The organism is Fertoeibacter niger, assembly GCF_009380135.2.
In the GTDB taxonomy this organism is placed as follows: Bacteria; Pseudomonadota; Alphaproteobacteria; order Rhodobacterales; family Rhodobacteraceae; genus Fertoeibacter; species Fertoeibacter niger.
In genome coordinates this window covers 70,528-87,795 of the sequence record NZ_WHUT02000006.1, presented here as the reverse complement: position 1 = coordinate 87,795, position 17,268 = coordinate 70,528, and the positions used below count along the sequence as shown (strand labels likewise).

Here is a 17,268-nt window from a genome sequence, read left to right as displayed (position 1 = left end):
TCATCTGCGCGTCACGACGTCCATCACCGCCCTGGACAGATCTATCACGGCGGCATTGCGGGTTTCGAAATCAAGTTCGGCATCCGACAGGAAGATCGCGATGAAATAGGGGGCCCGGCCGGGCGGCTTCACCATCGCCACGATGTTGCGGTTGAAGTTGCCGCTGCCCGACCGGTCGGCGACCTGCCAGCCGTCCGGCGTGCTGGCCCGGATCAAGGCGCCGGTGACGCCGCCGGCGCTCATCCAGTCGACAAGTTGCGCGCGCGAGGTCGACGACAGGGCATCCCCGGTCAGCATCGCTTGCCACGTCGCAACCATCGCGTCGGGCGTCGTTGTGTCACGCAGGTCGCCCACGGCAAAGGTGTTCAGCTCCGGCTCGCGGCGGTCAAGCCGGCTGACAGGGTCGCCGATCTTGCGCAGGAAATCCGTGACACTTTGCGGTCCGCCCAGCCGGTCGATCAGCAGGTTCGTGGCGGTGTTGTCGCTCATGTCGAGCGCCGCAAGGCACAGGTCGGCAACGGTCATCGTGTCGCCTACCCTGCCTTCCGTCACCGGCGCATAGTCAAGGATCGCCTCCGCTTCGATCTTTATCGTTTCGCCAAGATCGAGCGCGCCATCGTCGACCCTGTCCAGAACCGCGCCGCACAGCATCGCTTTGAACGTGCTGGTCATCAGGAACCGTTCATCCGCCCGGTGGCTGATCGCCCAATCCGAGGCGCTGTCACGGACCACAAGACCGACCCGGACGTTCAGGGATTGTTCAATGCTGTCGACCGTCTGCATCAGTTGCGATTCGGCTTCCGCCGCAAGGGCGCCGGTGCCTGCGAACAGGCCGATGGCAAACCCGGCAGCCAACCGCTGCCGGGACCAGAATTGGGATTTCATGAGTCCATCCTTGTTTGTGCCGGGCAGAAAGCCCCGTGGAAACGCGCAACGGATCGGCGGATTCCAGCCGGGTCTGGCCGACGTTGAACTGGGCACGACATCACTTGATGTCATGGCGCACCCATAGCGACGCACTTTACCGACCTCAAACGACAAAATATCACCACCCACATAAGCTGGAGTAATGCACATGGATCGCCCCGACATCCCCCTGAACGGCCTGCGCGTATTCGAGGCCGCCTTCCGCCAAGGCAGTTTTACCCGCGCGGCCATCGAGTTGCGGGTCACTCAGGCCGCCGTCAGTCATCAGGTGGCACGGCTGGAGGACCGGCTTGGCATCACGCTGTTTTTGCGCACGTCCAGCGGTCTGGTGCCAACCGACGAGGGTCGCGCGCTTTATCCGGTGCTGGAGCACGGGTTCGACGCGATGGCGCGGGCGCTGGACCGGATCACCGGCCACCGCCATATCGAGGTGCTGAAGGTCGGTGTCGTCTCGACCTTTGCCGTCGGTTGGCTGTTGCCGAAATTGCCAGCGTTCCGGCAGTCCCATCCCGAAATCGACCTTCGCATCTCGACCAACAACAACCGCGTCGACATCCTGCGGGAAGGTCTGGACATGGCGATCCGGTATGGTGCGGGCAACTGGACCGGCGTTGCGGCCGAACTGCTGGTGAATGCGCATCTGACGCCGCTGTGTGCGCCATCCGTCGCCGAGTTTCTTGCCGTGCCCCGCAATCTTGGTCGTGAGGTGCTGCTGCGCAGCTACCGCAGCGACGAGTGGCCACGCTGGTTCGCCGAGACAGGCGTTTTTTGTCCGCCCCTGACCGGACCGGTGTTCGATTCGTCGCTTGCCCTTGCGGATGTCGCTTCGGACGGCGCAGGCGTGGCGTTGCTGCCGGTCGAGATGTTCGCGCGCCGGATCGCCGAGGGCAGGCTGGTGCAGCCGTTCAAGACCACGGTTTCGATAGGAAGCTACTTCCTGACCTGGCAAGCGGACCGGCCATCGACGCCCGCGATGGCCGATTTTGCCAAGTGGCTTTGCGCGGCCTCTGCCGGACAGCAGGTGTGGAACCGGGGCGGCTGAACCGAACATCAGGCACCCCCCGCTGTCCGGCCATTGTTCTTGTCCGATCGCGCTGATGCAGCCGGGAACCCAGGGCGCAAGTTCCCACATCAACCCGTCCGGGCCGCGCAGCCAGAAGCTTGGCAGCACGGCGTCGTAGCTGAGCGCGGATCGCAAGGCGTCGCCCTCAAAGACACCTCTACAACCTGCCGGATCAACAGAGCCGGAACCAGCCGCCCCGGCATGGCATGCGCCGCCGCGCGAAGCCACATCGGCAACACGTGCCTGCGCCGAAAGACCCTGTGCAGGCCGACACCCGCCTGCATCCCGAACGCCCCGTCAAGGCGCAGATGGTCGGCTGGCGCCCTCAACGGATCGATCAGAACGCCGCTCGCCGTGTCCTTCGCCACCAAAGACACCAGCCCGAAGGCGTAGTGGCCGAAATGGCAGATCGCATGGGCGAACAGCGCAAGGTCCGTGGCCAGTCGCAGGGGCCGGACAAGCTGGCTTGCCACCCCCTACTGCCTGGCTGTCGGGGACGCGATCAACCCGCGTGGATCGGCTAGATAGACAGCCATCTAAAGCACATCCTCGATCCGGATCGGCAAGCTGCGGATGCGTTTTCCCGTGGCGTGATGGACGGCATTGGCGATGGCAGCGGCCACCCCGACCATGGCGACCTCTCCCAGCCCCTTGACCCCCGCCGCATTCAGCAAGGGATCCGGCTTGTTGACAAAGCTGACGTCGATCGCCCCGATGTCGGCATTGACGGGCACGACATAATCCGCAAGGTCGTTGTTCAACACGCCGCCATAGCGGGGATCCTGTTCGCTGATTTCGCGCAGGGCGGCCGCGATCCCCCAGATCACACCGCCGTAGACCTGGCTTTCGGCGGTTCGCGGGCTCATGACCGTGCCGCAGTCGATCACGCTTACGACGCGCGAAACCCGGATGCGCCGCGTCGAAGGTTCGACCCGCACTTCCACGAAATGCGCGCTGAAGCTGAGGCCGACGAATTCGGGATACTGGGGGCCAACGGCCGATGGCAAGGACTGGCGCAGGCGGTCCATCACGGCCACGGGCTGCCCCGGTGCGAGAACCTGCACCTCTGCATCAATGTAGGGGCGTTTCAGGCGGAACAGAACCTGATGCACGTTCCCTGCCACGCTGCGGCCATCCCGCAGATCATCCAGTTTGCGGCGCCATTCGTCGGCAACAGCCTCGACCGCCGGAACGACGCTGGCCGTGCCCCATGACCCCGCCGTCACATGCTGCGGCGCGCCGTCAGGTTCGCCGATAATAACCTCAAGCTGCTGCGGATCAATGTCCAGGCGCGCGACAAGGGCTGCGACAATGACGTTGCGCATGCCCTGCCCCATTTCGTGCCCCGAAAGGCTGATCCGGCTTCTGCCATCCGCGCTGACCCGCAGGCGGGCGATGACCGGCGAGGTTGCCGCCTTGTAGCACCCCACACCCACGCCGTAGCCGATCAACAATCCGTCCGCGTCCTGCATCGACCCGATGGCAGGGGATCGGTCGTCCCATCCAAACCGCCGTGCGCCTTCGGTCAGACATTCAACCAGATGGCGGGACGTGAACGGCAGGCCCGTCACCGGGTCGGTTTCGGCCTGATTGGCCAGCCTCAACGCCACCGGATCGAGGCCCGCCGCATGGGCCAACTCGTCGATGGCACTTTCAAACGCGAACGACGCCGGATGCTCGAAGGGCGCGCGCATGAACCCCGGTGATTGCGTGTCGGTGCGGATCAACTGTTCGCTCGACCGGTAGTTCGCAATGGCATAGATGCGCGCGGCGGTTTCGCTGAAGGCGCCCCGAAACGTCTCGGCGCGAGAGTTCTGCTGTTGCCCGTCATAGGAGGCCGCGACGATCTTGCCCGCCGCATCAAGCCCCAGCCTGATCCGGTGCCGGCTGACCGGGCGATAGGTTGCCATGTGAAAGATCTGCCCCCGCGGCAAAACCAGTTTCACCGGGCGTCCGATCAGCATGGCGGCGCGGGCGACCAGCACCGTCTGCTGCTGCATCGAATTCTTCTGGCCGAAACCGCCGCCGACAGTGGGGCTCATCACGTGAACACGCTCCGGGTCCAGCCCCAGCGACAAGGCCACGCCGAACTTGATGGCCCCCGAGGATTGCGAGCCTTCGTGGATGTAAAGATGCCCACCCCGAAAATCAGCGGTGGTCGAGATCAGCTCCATCGGGTTCTGGTGCTGTGCCGCATGGTTGTATTCGGCCTCAATCGTGACGGCGGCGCTGTCGAATGCCTGATCGAAGTCGCCGAAGCTGATGCTGCCCTCGGGCACGAAAACCTCTGTGCCCTCGGCATCAATGTTCGGCGAAAACGCATCGGGGGCGTAGGTGGCGGTCACAAGCGCCGCTGCCTCGATGGCGATTTCAAGCGTTTCTGCAACCACCAGCGCAATCGGCTCGCCGCGATAGATCAGCCGATCCGACAGCATGGCATGGTAGGTGCGAAAGCTGTAAGGGCCGACAGCACCCAGCACCGCTTCGGCAACATCCTGAAAATCCTGATAGGTCAGCACGCGCAGCACGCCCGGAATGGCACGCGCGGCCTGCACGTCGACAGACACGAGCCGCCCTTTCACGATTTCGGACGGAACCGTCATCGCATGGGTCATGCGGTCCACCGCCACATCGGCGGCATATTGCGTGGCGCCGCGAACCTTGTCCAAGGCATCGACGCGTGCGCGGTCGGGGAAGGTATGCGTGGTCATTGGCCTGTGCTCCGCTGCTGTGCGATCATCAAGGCGTCGGCAACCGCCCGCGCGCCGAGTTCGATCTTGAAGGCGTTGTGGTGTCCGGCAGTCGCGCCCTCAAAGGCCGCGCGACCGGCGTCCAGTGCCCGCGCCGGGGTCAGCGTCTGACCGGTCAGCAGCGCCTCGGCTTGCGGCGCGCGCCACGGCCGCGTCGCAACACCGCCCAGCGCGATATGCGCGGCACGAACCCGGTCGCCATCGAGGTCAAGCATCACGGCGGCCGACACAAGCGCAAAGGCATAGGACTCGCGGTCCCTGATCTTGTGGTAGGTCGAGGCCCGGCCATAGGACGCCGCAGGCACGCGGATCCGCAGGATCATCTCGTCGGCCGCCAGTTCGGTGTCGCGATCCGGCGTCTGTCCGGGCAACCTATACAGATCGGCCAGCGGGATGGACCGCAGGCCGCGCGGGCTTTGCGTATCGACGGATGCGTTCAGGGCGGTCAGCGCGACCGCCCAGTCACCGGGGTAGACCGCGATGCAGGCCTCGCTGCCGCCCAACAGGGCATGGCCGCGATCCACGCCCCCCAACGCCGCGCAGCCGCTGCCAGGGTTGCGCTTGTTGCAGGCATACATCGCCCCGTTGCGGAAATAGTTGCAGCGCGTGCGTTGCAGCAGGTTTCCCCCCACCGTCGCCATGTTGCGCAATTGCTGCGATGCCGCCTTCAGCAAGGATTCTGCCAGAACGGGATAGTTTTCCTGCAAGGCCGGGCTTGAAGCAACATCGGTCATGCTGGCAAGCGCGCCAAAGACCAGTTCATTCGGACCAAGCGTCACCTCGTCCAGACCACCGATGCCGCTGACATCGACGATCCTGCGCGGCTGTTCGATGCCAAGCTTCATCAGATCGAACAGTGTCGTGCCACCGGCGATCAGCTGCACGCCTTCGCCCGTCAGTGCCGCGATCACGTCATCCGATGTCGCGGCTTTGGAATATGTGAAGGGTTGCATGGTCTTACACCTCTTCCATCTTGCGTGCGGCGTCCTGAATTGCAGCGACGATCCCCACATATGCGCCGCACCGGCAGATGTTTCCGCTCATCCGCTCGCGGATACGCTCCACCGACGTGGCATTGCCTTCCTGAACGCAGGCAATCGCCGCCATGATCTGCCCGGGGGTGCAGTAGCCGCATTGCAGGGCGTCGTGATCGATGAAGGCCTGCTGCATCGGGTGAAGGCCGTCCGCACTGATGCCCTCGATCGTCAGAACCTCGTGGCCGTCCGCTTTCGTTGCCATCGTCAGGCAAGAGGCAACCGCACGCCCGCCGACGTGGACCGTGCAGGCCCCGCACTGGCCGTGATCGCAACCCTTCTTGGCACCGGTCAGGTGCAAGGTCTCTCGCAGGACATCCAGCAACGAACTGCGCGGATCGACGACGATCTGCACCTCGTTCCCGTTCACGGTGAAGCGGATGGGCATGGTGGCCCCGCTGGCAGCGGGGATCTGGGCCTGAGCCGTCTGATCTGACAAAGGTGGCAAGGCAACCATCCCTGCGGCTGTCAGACCGACGCCGATCGCTTCCCGACGGTTTACATGAAGCATGCCCTGAGGCTGACATAAGGTTGCGTGGGATGTCGAAACTCTCGTCTGGTCGTCATGCATGGCCGGCTCCTGTCAAAGAGATGGGTGTTGGGTTGGGTCGATGCGGCGAAGGGTGGGCGCAAGGCGCTCTGCCAAAGAAGGTGCCGCACTTGCCGCAAAAGCATAAGCGCCCCGCCACAGATGCACCGTGCGGGAATCTGCACAATCAGCCAGACCAAGCTTGCGCAAACAGGGCTGATATGTTGATTTGAAGGGGAATTCCTGTGCCGCCCTGTGATCGACCGCGCCGATTGAACACGGAAGCGCACAGAATTGTGAAGTCAGGAACCGGGACTGGCATCCGCCCCGGGCGAGGAGCCGAACCATGACGAACCTTCACAATGTCTCGCTTGACGATCTGAAAGCCTTTGCAACCGTCGCGCGTCACCGCAATTTCCGGCGTGCGGCCATGGAACTGTCGGTGTCGCCTTCGGCGATAAGTCAGATGGTGCGCAGGCTGGAAGATCAGCTGGGGATCGCCCTGCTCAACCGTTCGACCCGCAGCGTGTCGCCGACGGCGGCGGGGGAACGCCTGTCAGAGCAGGTGCTGACGACGTTCGATGTGGTTCTTGCGGCCCTGAACGAGGTGACGACCTTCAAGGACAAGCCCACAGGCCTTGTCCGGATCAACGCGCCAAGGCCTGTCGCGCACCTGATCCTCGCCCCGCTCATCACGCAGTTCATGCGGGCCGAACCCGGCGTCTCGGTCGAACTCACGGCGGACGATGCGCTGATCGACATTGTGGAACAACGGTTCGATGCGGGCGTGCGGTTCGGGGAATCCCTGCGCAAGGACGTCATCGCCGCGCGCCTTGGCGGACCGCAACGCATGCTGATCCTCGCGGCACCGTCGTATCTGGAGGCGCATGGACATCCGACATCGATCGAGGAACTGATGCGGCACAACCTGATCCGCCACCGGTTTCCGGGCGGCAAGGTCTTTGACTGGGAACTGGAACACCAGGGCCGGACCATTTCGGTGACACCGACCGGAACGCTGACGGTCAACGACCCGCACGTGGCCATTCGCGCGGTGCTGGATGGTGCAGGACTGTCGTTCGAGTTCGAGGGCTATGCCAGCGAGGCCATGGTGCAGGGCCGTATTGTCAGCGTGATGCAAGACTGGTGCCCGTGGTTTCCGGCGCCATATATATATTTCCCCAGCAAAGACAACATGTCCGCAGCCGTCAGGGCGTTTGTGGACTTTGTGCGCGCCGCTGCGGTCCGGCTGCCGGCGCAATAGGCTTTGCTCGACGATTGCAGCGCAGCCGACGCAGAGACGAGTTGGGGTGCGTTGCCCCCCCCGCAAGATCCCTTGCCGTGAATAGCAGGCTGCCCAACGGAAAAGCAGCAGACGGCATGAGGAAAAGCCATTTTGCAGGGGCGCAGTTCATGGCGCTGCGGAATGCTGCGCTCTTTGCGATGCGGTATCACGAGGTCTCGCAGCGCCCGGCCTGTGTTCTGGCCGGTGTCAAACAACGACTCCGCGGCGTGAACGCATCCGCCGCCGCGATTGCCTGACCCCTGCAACACCAAGGCAAGACGAGTTCGACGGCGTCGAGACGTTCTGCGACCCCAAGGGCAAGCACACCAACAACGGCATGCTGCGGCCCGTTGACTTCGAGACAAGGCCGCGAAAACCGGACGCGGCAGGAGTCTGGCAGACCACGGGCACCTTATGCTTACGCAAATCCGGGCGTCAAGGCCGGCACGATTCGCCCGCCACCCGACCCACCAGTTCCCGCGACTGAAGACCTGGTCGAACCTTTCCGGAACGGCCCGGCACCCGGCCCTAGCCCAGAAACCTGTAGCCGATCCCTGGCTCGGTCATGATGTAGCGGGGGTTGGCGGCGTCATCGCCCAGCTTCTGGCGCAGCTGGCGCACATAGACCCGCAGATACTGGCTGTCCTGGGAATGGGCAGGCCCCCAAAGCGATTTCAGGATCATGGCTTGCGTGACCAGCCGCCCCGAGTGGCTGGCAAGTAGCCACAACAGGTCGAATTCGCGCCGTGTCAGGTGCAGGGGCACGCCCGCCTTGGTGACGGTATGGTTGGCAGAATCGATCACCAGGTCGAGGGCCTCGATCACGGCCGGGGTGGCGAGACCAGGCCGGTCGCGCAGCAGGCTGCGGATGCGGGCCAGAAGTTCCTTCATGCCGAAGGGCTTGACCACATAATCCTGCGCGCCCGCATCCAGCGCCGCGACCTTGCCCGCCTCGTCCGCCCGGACCGACAGCACAAGGACGGGAACCCAGGACCAACCCCGGATTTCGCGCAGCACGGTCAGGCCGTCGGCATCTGGCAGGCCAAGGTCGAGGATCACCAGCCCCGGCGCCTCGCGCGCCACGGCAAGGATGCCCTCACGGGCGGTCGCGGCTTCGATCACGCTGTGGCCCTCGGCCTCGAGCGGGACACGCAGGAACCGGCGGATCGGGTCTTCATCGTCGATCACGAGGATACGGGTGGGCGTGGTCATGCGGAAGTCTCGGGGTTGAACAGCGGCAAGGACAGCACGATCCGCGTGCCGGTGCCATCGGGCGCGGCAGTCTCGGCCCGGATGGTGCCACCCATCGCCTCGGTCAACCCCTTGCAGATCGCAAGGCCCAGCCCGGTTCCGGCGCGCTGACGGTCGCCCTCGGTGACGCGGTAGAACATGTCGAACACGCGGGCCTGTTCGCTGGGCGGAATGCCGGGGCCAGAGTCGGTGATTGAAAGCTCCAGACGTGCCCCGCTCGGGCGGGCCGCCACGACGATGGCCGATCCCGCTGGCGCGTATTTTGCGGCATTGTCGAGGATGTTGACCAGCACCTGTTCCAGCAGCACCTCATCCGAAAAGACAAGGGGCAGGCTTTCGGGCACATCGGCTGTCAACTGATGCGCCCGCAGCGGGGCGCGCAGGCGGTGGCGGGCCGTGCCGATCAGTTCGCCCATGTCCAACGGAGCCAGATGCAGCGTCAGCGCGCCATGGCCGATCCGCGTCATGTCGAGCAGGTTCTGCACGTAGCGGTCCAGCCGCTCGCCTTCTTCGCGGATGTTTTCGGCCAGATCCTTGCGGGCTGCGGCGGGCAGATCCGGCGCATCGGCCAGACTGCCGGCAGCGCCGATGATCGTCACCAGCGGCGTGCGCAGGTCGTGGCTGACCGACGACAGGAGGGCGGTGCGCAAGCGTTCGGTCTCGGACGCGAGCCGCGTTTGTGAAAGCTCCTCGGTCAGCCGCAGCCGTTCCAGCGCCAGCGCGATCTGATCCACCAGCGCGTCTAGCAGACGCCGGTCGGTGCGGGCGAACAGCCGGTCGTCGGCATAGGCGATGCCCAGCACCCCCAACCGCCGCTCGCCCGCGACCAGCGGCAGGAAGAACCAGCGCGCCGTCGGCAGAGTGTCCGACCCGCGCCCCGCAGTTTCGCCCTTGTCCCAGGCGAACTGGGCTGCGGACTGGTCCCGCACATCCAGCCGGTCCTCGGGCGGGAAGCCGCCCACGACCTGCAACGCGCCGGTCGCCGCAGGCCGCAGCAAGACAGCCTCGCAGCGCAGGGTCGTGGCGACATGGCTGACCGAGGCCCAGATCACATCATCGGCGGTGGCCGCAGCCGCGATGCGGCGGCTGAAATCGTAAAGCTTGTTGGTGCGGTCGGCGATGCTGGCCTGCGCATCGACCCGCGCCCGCAGCCGTGCCGCCAGATTGCCGGTGATGAGCGAGGCCACAAGAAACAGGCCCAGCGTCAGCAGCTCACCCTGCCGGGACACATGGAACGTGTAGCGCGGTTCGGTGAACAGGTAGTTGTAGGCCAGAAACCCCAGCACCGCCGTGAACATTGCAGGGCCAAGCCCCCGGCGGCTGGCCATGACGACCACGACCGTCATGTAGATCAGCGACAGGCTGGCAATCGGAAACAGTTGTTCAGCCGCGAAGGCGCAGGCCGAGGCGATGGCGACTGCCAACACCGCTTCGCCCCATGCCAGCGGTTCGCGCCCCAAGCGCGGCAGATGCCAGCGTGCGGGGGTGCCCCGAGCGTCCGGTTCCGCCGCCAGTGTGATCTCGAACCGCCCGGAATGTCGCAACAGACCTGCCGCTACGTCTTCGGTGATCAACCGCGCCCAGAACGGCCGGGCGCGCGGACGGCCGATCACGATGCGCTTGACGTTGCGGTCGGCGGCATAGGACAGGATCGCCTGCGCCACATCCGTCTCGGCCTCCAGCGTGGCAAGTTCCGCCCCCAGCCGTTCCGCCAGCCGCAAGGTGCCCGCAAGCCGGTCCTTGTCGGTTTCGGGCAGGCTTTCCGCGCGAGACTGCGTCACGGTCAGCGCGATCCACTCGGCGCGGGCGCGGTCGGCGGACCGTTTGGCGACGCGGATCGCCTCACGCGCGGCGGGGCTTTCATTCACGCAGACCAGAATGCGCTCCTGCGTCGGCCATGGCCCCGCAATCGCATTGGCCGCCATGTGTTCGCGCAGTTGCGCATCCACCCGGTCGGCAGCGGCCCGCAGCGCCAGTTCGCGCAGCGCGGTCAGGTTGCCCTTGGCAAAGAACGAGGTCAGCGCGCGCGCCGCCTGATCCTGCGGATAGACCTTGCCCTGCCGCAGCCGCTCCAGCAGTTCGTCGGGGGGGATGTCGATCAGCTCGATCTCGTCGGCCATCTCCAGCACACGGTCGGGCACCGTTTCACGAACCCTTACGCCGGTGATGCGGGCCACGGTTTCGTTCAGCGTCTCGATATGCTGGATGTTCAGGGTGGTGAACACGTCGATGCCCGCCGCGAGCACCTCTTCGACGTCCTGCCAGCGTTTTTCGTGGCGGCTGCCGTCGGCGTTGGTGTGGGCCAACTCGTCGATCAGGGCCAGCGCGGGGCGACGGGCAAGCAGGCCGTCGAGATCAAGTTCCGTCAAAGCGCGGCCCTTGTAGATCACCGGCTGTCGGGCCAGTTGCGGCAGACCCGACAGCTTGGCCTGCGTTTCGGCCCGGCCATGCGTCTCGATCAGGGCTGCGAGCACCTCCACACCTTCGGCCTGCTTGCGGTGCGCGTCATCCAGCATCGCCCAGGTCTTGCCCACCCCGGGTGCCGCCCCGATAAAGATCTTCAGTCGCCCGCGCCCGATCCGTGCGGCCTGTGTCAGCAGGGCGTCGGGGGACGGGCGCATGAGGGCGTCTGGAGTCATTCCGTTGGCGTTCCCTGCCCACCCCCTGACGGCAGCGGAAAGGCCGCGTCAAGGGCGAGGTTCGTTTCCAGCACATTCACGCGCGGCTCGCCGAATAGCCAGAGAGTTCGGCCCAGGATGCTTCCTTCGATCAGCTTGGTGATCGAAGCGACATCCGCCCCGCGTTCCTTGGCAATGCGATCTGCCTGCGCCAGCGCATTCTCGGGGCTGATCTCCGGATCAAGCCCCGATCCCGAGGCGGTGACGGCGTCGATCGGTGCCGCCCGTCCGTTCATCGCTTCAAATGCCGCCCGGCGCTCGGCAACCGCGGCGATCAGCGCCGCAGACGTCGGCCCGAGGTTCGAGGCCCCTGTTCCGGCCGCGTTCCAAACGCTGGCCGAGGGGCGCGGGTGCAGGTAGCCTGACCCTTCAAAGGGCTGGGCGACGAGGGAGGACCCGATCACGGCATCTCCTTGCACGATCAGGCTGCCGTTGGCGGCAGCGGGAAACAGTGTTTGTGCGATGCCGGTCATAGCAAGGGGATAGGCAAGGCCGGTCAGCAGGGAGAACAGGACGGTCAGGGTGATGGCCGGGCGCAGGTGGGTCAGCATGATTGTCTCCTCAGGCCAGGTTCAGCGCGACAAGGCACAGGTCGATGGCCTTGATTCCCACGAAGGGCACGATCAACCCGCCCAATCCGTAGACCAGCAGATTGCGGCGCAGCAGTTGCGCGGCGGTGGCAGGCCGATAGGCGACACCCCGCAGCGCCAACGGCACCAGAGCGATCAGGATCAGCGCGTTGAAGATCACAGCCGAAAGGATCGCTGACGTGGGCGACGCCAGCCCCATGATGTTCAACACCGCCAGCCCCGGATAGGCCGCGACAAAGATCGCGGGTAGCACGGCGAAGTATTTCGCCACGTCGTTGGCGATGCTGAACGTGGTCAGAGCGCCGCGCGAGATCAGCAACTGCTTGCCCACCATCACCACCTCGATCAGCTTGGTCGGGTCACTGTCGAGGTCGATCAGGTTCGCGGCCTCCTTCGCCGCCGGGGTGCCAGCGTTCATCGCGACGCCCACATCGGCCTGCGCCAGCGCGGGCGCATCGTTCGACCCGTCACCGCACATCGCGACCAGCCGCCCGCCCGCCTGTTCGCGGCGGATCAGGTCGAGCTTCATTTCGGGCGTGGCCTCGGCCAGAAAGTCATCCACCCCGGCCTCGGCGGCGATGGCCGCGGCGGTCAGGGGGTTGTCGCCGGTGATCATCACCGTGCGGATGCCCATGGCCCGCAACTCGGCAAAGCGTTCGCGCACGCCGGGCTTCACGATGTCCTTCAGGTGCACCACGCCCAGAATCTGCGTGCCTTCTGCCACCAGCAGCGGCGTGCCGCCCGACCGGGCAATCGCATCCACCTGCGCCGACAACGCGCCAGGCGGGGTCTGCCCGGTCAGCCGGATCACCGCGTCGATCGCGCCCTTGCGGAACCGCCGGCCATCGGTCAGGTCCAGCCCCGACAGCCGGGTCTGTGCGGTGAAGGGCACGAATTCGGCCCCCTGTGGCATGGCGGGGATCGCCCCCAGCATCTCGCGCGCCTTTTCGACGATGGATTTCCCCTCGGGCGTCTCGTCCGCGAGGGATGCCAGCGCCGCCGCTTCGACCAGTCGCCGCGCGTCCACCCCCGGCGCGGGGATCAGGGCATCGGCCATCCGGTTGCCGAAGGTAATGGTGCCCGTCTTGTCCAGCAGCAGGGTGTCGACATCGCCCGCCGCCTCGACTGCGCGGCCTGATTTGGCGATGACATTGGCCTTGACCAGCCGGTCCATGCCCGCGATGCCGATGGCAGACAACAGCCCGCCTATGGTGGTGGGGATCAGCGTCACGAACAGCGCCGCCAGTGTGACGACGGGGATCACCGTGCCGGAATAGCTGGCAAAGGCCGGCAGGGTGACCACGACGAACAGGAAGATCAGCGTCAGCCCGACAAGCAGTATATTCAGCGCGATCTCATTGGGGGTCTTCTGCCGTTCAGCGCCTTCGACCAGCGCGATCATCCGGTCAAGGAAGCTCTTCCCCGGTTCCGCCATGACCTTCATCACGATCCAGTCCGAGGCGATGGTGGTGCCGCCGGTGACCGAGGACCGGTCGCCGCCCGCCTCGCGGATCACCGGGGCAGATTCGCCGGTGATGGCGCTTTCGTTGACCGACGCGATGCCGCGCACCGCCTCGCCATCGGTCGGGATGATGTCCCCCGCCGCAAGGTAGACGAACTGCCCGGCGCGCAGGGTGGTCGAGATGACTTCGGTTGCCGTAACAGGTTCGGCGTCCGCATCGGCCAGCACCCGGACCTTCGTTTCAGACTTGGTAGCGCGCAACGTGTCAGCACGCGCGCGCCCCCGGCCCTCGGCCAGTCCTTCCGCAAAGTTGGCGAACAGAACGCACAACCACAGCCAAAAGGCGATGTGCAGCGCCACCCCGGCGCCCGGCGTGCCCGTCAGCAGGTCGCGCAGGCCCAGCACGGTGGTCATCGCAGCCACGATGGCGGTGACGAACATCACCGGATTGCGCCACAGCGTTCTCGGATCGAGTTTGGTCACGCTTTGCCGGATGGCGGCGGCATACAGGCCGGACATATCGGCCAGCTTTTCATTTTTCGACATGGGAAGCCTCAAAAGCTCTGCCCGGCCAACCGCGCGGTTTCTTCCGCGATGGGGCCAAGGGCAAGAACGGGAAAGAAGGTGAGTGCGCCAAGGATCAGCACCGTCAGGATCAAGAGGGTGACGAACAGCGGCCCGTGGGTGGGGAAGGTGCCGCTGGTGACGGGGGCTTTCGTCTTGCGAATCATCGACCCGGCGATGGCCAGCAGCGGCACGATCATCGCATAGCGGCCCAGCAACATGATCAGCCCCAGCGCCGTGGTGTGCCACGTCCCCGCAGCACCCCAGCCGCCAAAGGCCGAGCCGTTGTTGCCGGTGGCCGACGAATAGGCATAGAGGATCTCGCTCAGCCCATGTGGCCCGGCATCCTGCACCGCCGTCAGCGCCTGCGGCACGGTTGCGGCAACCGCGCCCCCGACCAGAATGCCCAGCGGCATCGACAGGAAGGCCAGCACCGCCAGTGTCACCTCGCGCCCTTCGATCTTGCGGCCCAGGTATTCGGGCGTGCGCCCCACCATCAGCCCGGCAAGGAACACCGCCAGCACGACATAAAGCAGCATGCCGTAAAGCCCCGCCCCCACGCCGCCAAAGATCACCTCGCCGATCTGCATGAAGACCAGCATCACAAGCCCCGACAGCGGCATGAAGCTGTCATGCATCGCGTTGACTGACCCGTTCGACGCGGCGGTGGTGGACGCCGCCCAGAGTGCCGACAACATCGCGCCGAACCGCTGCTCCTTGCCCTCCATGTTGGCGCCCATGCCAAGCGCCGGGTTGCCCGCCACCTCGTAGACATGGATCACCGCGAGCCCAGCTACAAACATGATCCCCATCGCGGCAAAGATCGCCCAGCCCTGCCGACGGTCGCCCGCCATCTGGCCGAACAGAAAACAGAACGCCACTGGGATCAGCAGGATCGACAGGCTTTGCGCCAGGTTCGACGCGATGGTGGGGTTTTCGAACGGATGCGCCGAGTTGACACCAAAGAACCCGCCGCCGTTGGTGCCAAGCTGCTTGATGGCGATCTGCGCCGCAGCCGGGCCACGGGCAATGACCTGTTCACCACCCTCGACTCCCGTCGCCGTCACGGCACCTTGCAGCGTCTGCGGTACACCCTGCCAGGCCAGAAACAACGCAAGCACCACCGACAGCGGCAGCAAGATCCACAGGACCGACCGCGTCAGGTCCAGCCAGAAGTTGCCCAGCGTGGCCCCTTTCGCCGCTGTAAAGCCCCGGATCACAGCAACCGCAACCGCCATGCCGGTGCCCGCGCTGACGAAGTTCTGCACCGTCAACCCGACCATCTGCGACAGATAGGAAAGCTGCGCCTCGCCCGAATAGGCCTGCCAGTTGGTGTTCGTCACAAAGCTGACGGCTGTGTTGAGCGCCAGATCGGGGGACATCCCCCCGATGCCGTCCGGGTTCAGGGGCAACGCCCCTTGTGCGCGCAGGATCGCGAAAAGGACGACGAAACACACAAGGTTGAACGCCAGCACCGCCATCGCATAACTGCCCCAGGTCATCTCGCGTTCGGGGTTGATGCCGCCTGACCGCAAAAAGGCCCGCTCCACCCCGGCAAGCGCCGGCATGCCACCATAAACGCGGGCCATCCAGACCGCGAGGCAAAGGGCGGCACCGATCAGGGCACCGAAATAAAGGGTATACGCCAGGAATGTCATGATCGCCCCCTCAGAACCGGTCGGGCCGCAACAGCGCGGCCCCGAGGTAGACGAACAGGCCCACGGCCACGCAGGCACCCAGGATCAGGTCGAACAGCGGCATGTCACATCCGCTCCAGGCTGCGGACGGCGAGGGCGAACAGGGCAAAACCGCCCGAGCCCAGACCGACGTAAAGGATGTCAAGCATTGCGGAACCTCCGTGTCAGATGCCCGGAAGGTGCGACTGATGCTTGTAAAGATGCCATTCCTGAAAGGGCGCTAACGCGTAAAGGAAGCGTAAAAATCCCGCTGCGCTGAAGAACCTGCTTCGGTTGCTTCCTTCTGCAAACGGCCAAACCGTGGTGTCTTGGGCGAGTGGAGTGCGACGCAAGACAGCTTTCTGAGCGACTGCCCTACTGGGTGGCCAACGTCAGCCGGATCGCGGAAAGGTCGGTTGACCGCCCGTCGCGAAAGCACCGCCCAGCTTGGCGTGCCCGGCCCGATGCCGCCGCTCCGCCAGGTTTGCGCGCCATCCTGCGGCGACACCGAACGGGCCTTTCGTGCCGCCCGCAGCATTTTTCCTTGCGGGGTCGCCCGCGTTGGCGGCGTTTTCGCCCGGGCCCATCCTGCCTTGCACGGGTTTCAGCGCCGAAGATCTGCCGTTGCGACAGTGACGGAAGCCCTTGATTTAAAGGACTTGCAACCGCTTCACACCGTCCCGCCAAGCGATGCTTCCAACGCCGCCATCTCTTGCCCGCCTGCCATCAGGTCTTGCAATTCTTCGGGCGTAATCTGGCCGCGTTCGGACGTGCCCAAGGTCTTGCCGCGATTGAGCACGGTGAAACGATCACCCACCGCCATAGCATGCCGCACGTTGTGGGTGATGAACACGACGGCAACGCCCTTTTTGCGCACCCTGTCCACCGTGGACAGCACATTTGCCGTCTGCCGCACGCCAAGGGCCGAGGTCGGCTCGTCCAGGATCAGCACCTTGGCCCCAAAATGCACCGCGCGGGCAATGGCGACGGTTTGCCGCTCGCCGCCCGACAGCGTGCCGACCGCCTGATCCGGCCCACGCAGGTTGATGCCCATCGCCCGCATTTCCTGCATGGTGATGCGGTTGGCCTTTTCATGGTCGAACAGCCGGAACGGGCCGAACTTGCGCAAAGGCTCGTTGCCCATGAAGAAGTTGCGGCTGACCGACATCAGCGGGATCATCGCAAGATCCTGGTAAACGGTGGCGATTCCGGCGGCGATGGCGTCGCGCGGATCGTCGAACTGCGTCGGCTTGCCGTCGAACAGGATCTCGCCCGACGTGGGCTTGTGCACGCCCGACATCGTCTTGATGAAGGTCGACTTGCCGGCGCCGTTGTCGCCCAGCAGGCAATGGCATTCGCCCGGATAGATCTGCAGGGACACACCTGCCAGTGCGATGACAGAACCAAAGTGCTTCTCGATGTTGCGCATTTCGATCAGGGGAGGGGGAAGGGGCGACAT

The 17,268-nt window shown here is 65.2% G+C and carries 15 protein-coding genes; 3 read left to right on the top strand and 12 right to left on the bottom strand.

Annotated elements, in window-relative coordinates:
• Positions 1-1,056, bottom strand: coding sequence for a class A beta-lactamase (bla, locus tag GEU84_RS11345; RefSeq protein WP_338144788.1), 1,056 nt, complete (start codon positions 1,054-1,056; stop codon positions 1-3).
• A gap of 13 nt (positions 1,057-1,069) precedes the next feature.
• Here bla and GEU84_RS11340 point away from each other — a divergent pair, with 13 nt between their 5' ends.
• Entirely contained in the window at positions 1,070-1,969 is a 900-nt protein-coding gene (locus GEU84_RS11340) for a LysR family transcriptional regulator (protein WP_152825446.1), read from the top strand.
• A gap of 89 nt (positions 1,970-2,058) precedes the next feature.
• Here the strand turns inward: GEU84_RS11340 and GEU84_RS11335 are convergent, their stop codons facing one another.
• The 4 genes from GEU84_RS11335 to GEU84_RS11320 form a co-directional block, all read right to left on the bottom strand.
• Positions 2,059-2,463: a hypothetical protein gene (locus tag GEU84_RS11335; protein WP_152825444.1), complete on the bottom strand. Its 405-nt coding sequence runs from the start codon at positions 2,461-2,463 to the stop codon at positions 2,059-2,061.
• Between the two features lie 63 nt (positions 2,464-2,526).
• Entirely contained in the window at positions 2,527-4,701 is a 2,175-nt protein-coding gene (locus GEU84_RS11330; RefSeq protein WP_152825441.1) for a xanthine dehydrogenase family protein molybdopterin-binding subunit, read from the bottom strand.
• The gene (locus tag GEU84_RS11325; protein ID WP_152825440.1) at positions 4,698-5,693 is read right to left on the bottom strand and encodes an FAD binding domain-containing protein; all 996 of its coding nucleotides are present in this window, start codon (positions 5,691-5,693) and stop codon (positions 4,698-4,700) included. Before GEU84_RS11325 ends, GEU84_RS11330 begins: the two co-directional genes overlap by 4 nt.
• Before the next feature lie 4 nt (positions 5,694-5,697).
• Complete coding sequence (locus GEU84_RS11320; RefSeq protein ID WP_338144787.1) at positions 5,698-6,345, bottom strand: (2Fe-2S)-binding protein; 648 nt, start codon at positions 6,343-6,345, stop codon at positions 5,698-5,700.
• Positions 6,346-6,649: 304 nt separating this feature from the next.
• On the opposite strand from GEU84_RS11320, the gene GEU84_RS11315 reads away from it, so the two are divergent.
• Both GEU84_RS11315 and GEU84_RS21360 read left to right on the top strand, forming a co-directional pair.
• The gene (locus GEU84_RS11315) at positions 6,650-7,567 is read left to right on the top strand and encodes a LysR family transcriptional regulator (protein ID WP_152825437.1); all 918 of its coding nucleotides are present in this window, start codon (positions 6,650-6,652) and stop codon (positions 7,565-7,567) included.
• Positions 7,568-7,716: 149 nt separating this feature from the next.
• Positions 7,717-7,845, top strand: a complete 129-nt coding sequence (locus tag GEU84_RS21360; protein ID WP_277604932.1) for a hypothetical protein — start codon at positions 7,717-7,719, stop codon at positions 7,843-7,845.
• Positions 7,846-8,116: 271 nt separating this feature from the next.
• Here the strand turns inward: GEU84_RS21360 and GEU84_RS11310 are convergent, their stop codons facing one another.
• From GEU84_RS11310 to GEU84_RS11280, 7 genes are all read right to left on the bottom strand, one after another.
• The gene (locus GEU84_RS11310; RefSeq protein ID WP_152825435.1) at positions 8,117-8,800 is read right to left on the bottom strand and encodes a response regulator; all 684 of its coding nucleotides are present in this window, start codon (positions 8,798-8,800) and stop codon (positions 8,117-8,119) included.
• Positions 8,797-11,478, bottom strand: a complete 2,682-nt coding sequence (locus GEU84_RS11305) for a sensor histidine kinase (RefSeq protein ID WP_152825433.1) — start codon at positions 11,476-11,478, stop codon at positions 8,797-8,799. Before GEU84_RS11305 ends, GEU84_RS11310 begins: the two co-directional genes overlap by 4 nt.
• A complete protein-coding gene (kdpC, locus tag GEU84_RS11300) occupies positions 11,475-12,068 on the bottom strand; it encodes a potassium-transporting ATPase subunit KdpC (RefSeq protein WP_152825431.1) in 594 nt (197 codons plus the stop codon). Before kdpC ends, GEU84_RS11305 begins: the two co-directional genes overlap by 4 nt.
• Before the next feature lie 10 nt (positions 12,069-12,078).
• Complete coding sequence (kdpB, locus tag GEU84_RS11295) at positions 12,079-14,115, bottom strand: potassium-transporting ATPase subunit KdpB (protein ID WP_152825429.1); 2,037 nt, start codon at positions 14,113-14,115, stop codon at positions 12,079-12,081.
• A gap of 8 nt (positions 14,116-14,123) precedes the next feature.
• Positions 14,124-15,791: a potassium-transporting ATPase subunit KdpA gene (gene kdpA / locus GEU84_RS11290; RefSeq protein ID WP_152825426.1), complete on the bottom strand. Its 1,668-nt coding sequence runs from the start codon at positions 15,789-15,791 to the stop codon at positions 14,124-14,126.
• A gap of 10 nt (positions 15,792-15,801) precedes the next feature.
• A complete protein-coding gene (kdpF, locus tag GEU84_RS11285; protein WP_217438554.1) occupies positions 15,802-15,894 on the bottom strand; it encodes a K(+)-transporting ATPase subunit F in 93 nt (30 codons plus the stop codon).
• Between the two features lie 585 nt (positions 15,895-16,479).
• Positions 16,480-17,268: an ATP-binding cassette domain-containing protein gene (locus GEU84_RS11280; RefSeq protein ID WP_152825424.1), complete on the bottom strand. Its 789-nt coding sequence runs from the start codon at positions 17,266-17,268 to the stop codon at positions 16,480-16,482.

Coding starts and splice junctions, on each gene's coding strand:
- GEU84_RS11325 (WP_152825440.1), bottom strand. CDS start 5,693: ATGCAACCCTTCACATATTCCAAAGCCGCGACATCGGATGACGTGATC.
- GEU84_RS11315 (WP_152825437.1), top strand. CDS start 6,650: ATGACGAACCTTCACAATGTCTCGCTTGACGATCTGAAAGCCTTTGCA.
- GEU84_RS11310 (WP_152825435.1), bottom strand. CDS start 8,800: ATGACCACGCCCACCCGTATCCTCGTGATCGACGATGAAGACCCGATC.
- GEU84_RS11305 (WP_152825433.1), bottom strand. CDS start 11,478: ATGACTCCAGACGCCCTCATGCGCCCGTCCCCCGACGCCCTGCTGACA.
- kdpF (WP_217438554.1), bottom strand. CDS start 15,894: ATGCCGCTGTTCGACCTGATCCTGGGTGCCTGCGTGGCCGTGGGCCTG.
- kdpA (WP_152825426.1), bottom strand. CDS start 15,791: ATGACATTCCTGGCGTATACCCTTTATTTCGGTGCCCTGATCGGTGCC.
- kdpB (WP_152825429.1), bottom strand. CDS start 14,115: ATGTCGAAAAATGAAAAGCTGGCCGATATGTCCGGCCTGTATGCCGCC.
- GEU84_RS11340 (WP_152825446.1), top strand. CDS start 1,070: ATGCACATGGATCGCCCCGACATCCCCCTGAACGGCCTGCGCGTATTC.
- GEU84_RS11330 (WP_152825441.1), bottom strand. CDS start 4,701: ATGACCACGCATACCTTCCCCGACCGCGCACGCGTCGATGCCTTGGAC.
- GEU84_RS21360 (WP_277604932.1), top strand. CDS start 7,717: ATGGCGCTGCGGAATGCTGCGCTCTTTGCGATGCGGTATCACGAGGTC.
- kdpC (WP_152825431.1), bottom strand. CDS start 12,068: ATGCTGACCCACCTGCGCCCGGCCATCACCCTGACCGTCCTGTTCTCC.
- GEU84_RS11280 (WP_152825424.1), bottom strand. CDS start 17,268: ATGTCGCCCCTTCCCCCTCCCCTGATCGAAATGCGCAACATCGAGAAG.
- GEU84_RS11320 (WP_338144787.1), bottom strand. CDS start 6,345: ATGCATGACGACCAGACGAGAGTTTCGACATCCCACGCAACCTTATGT.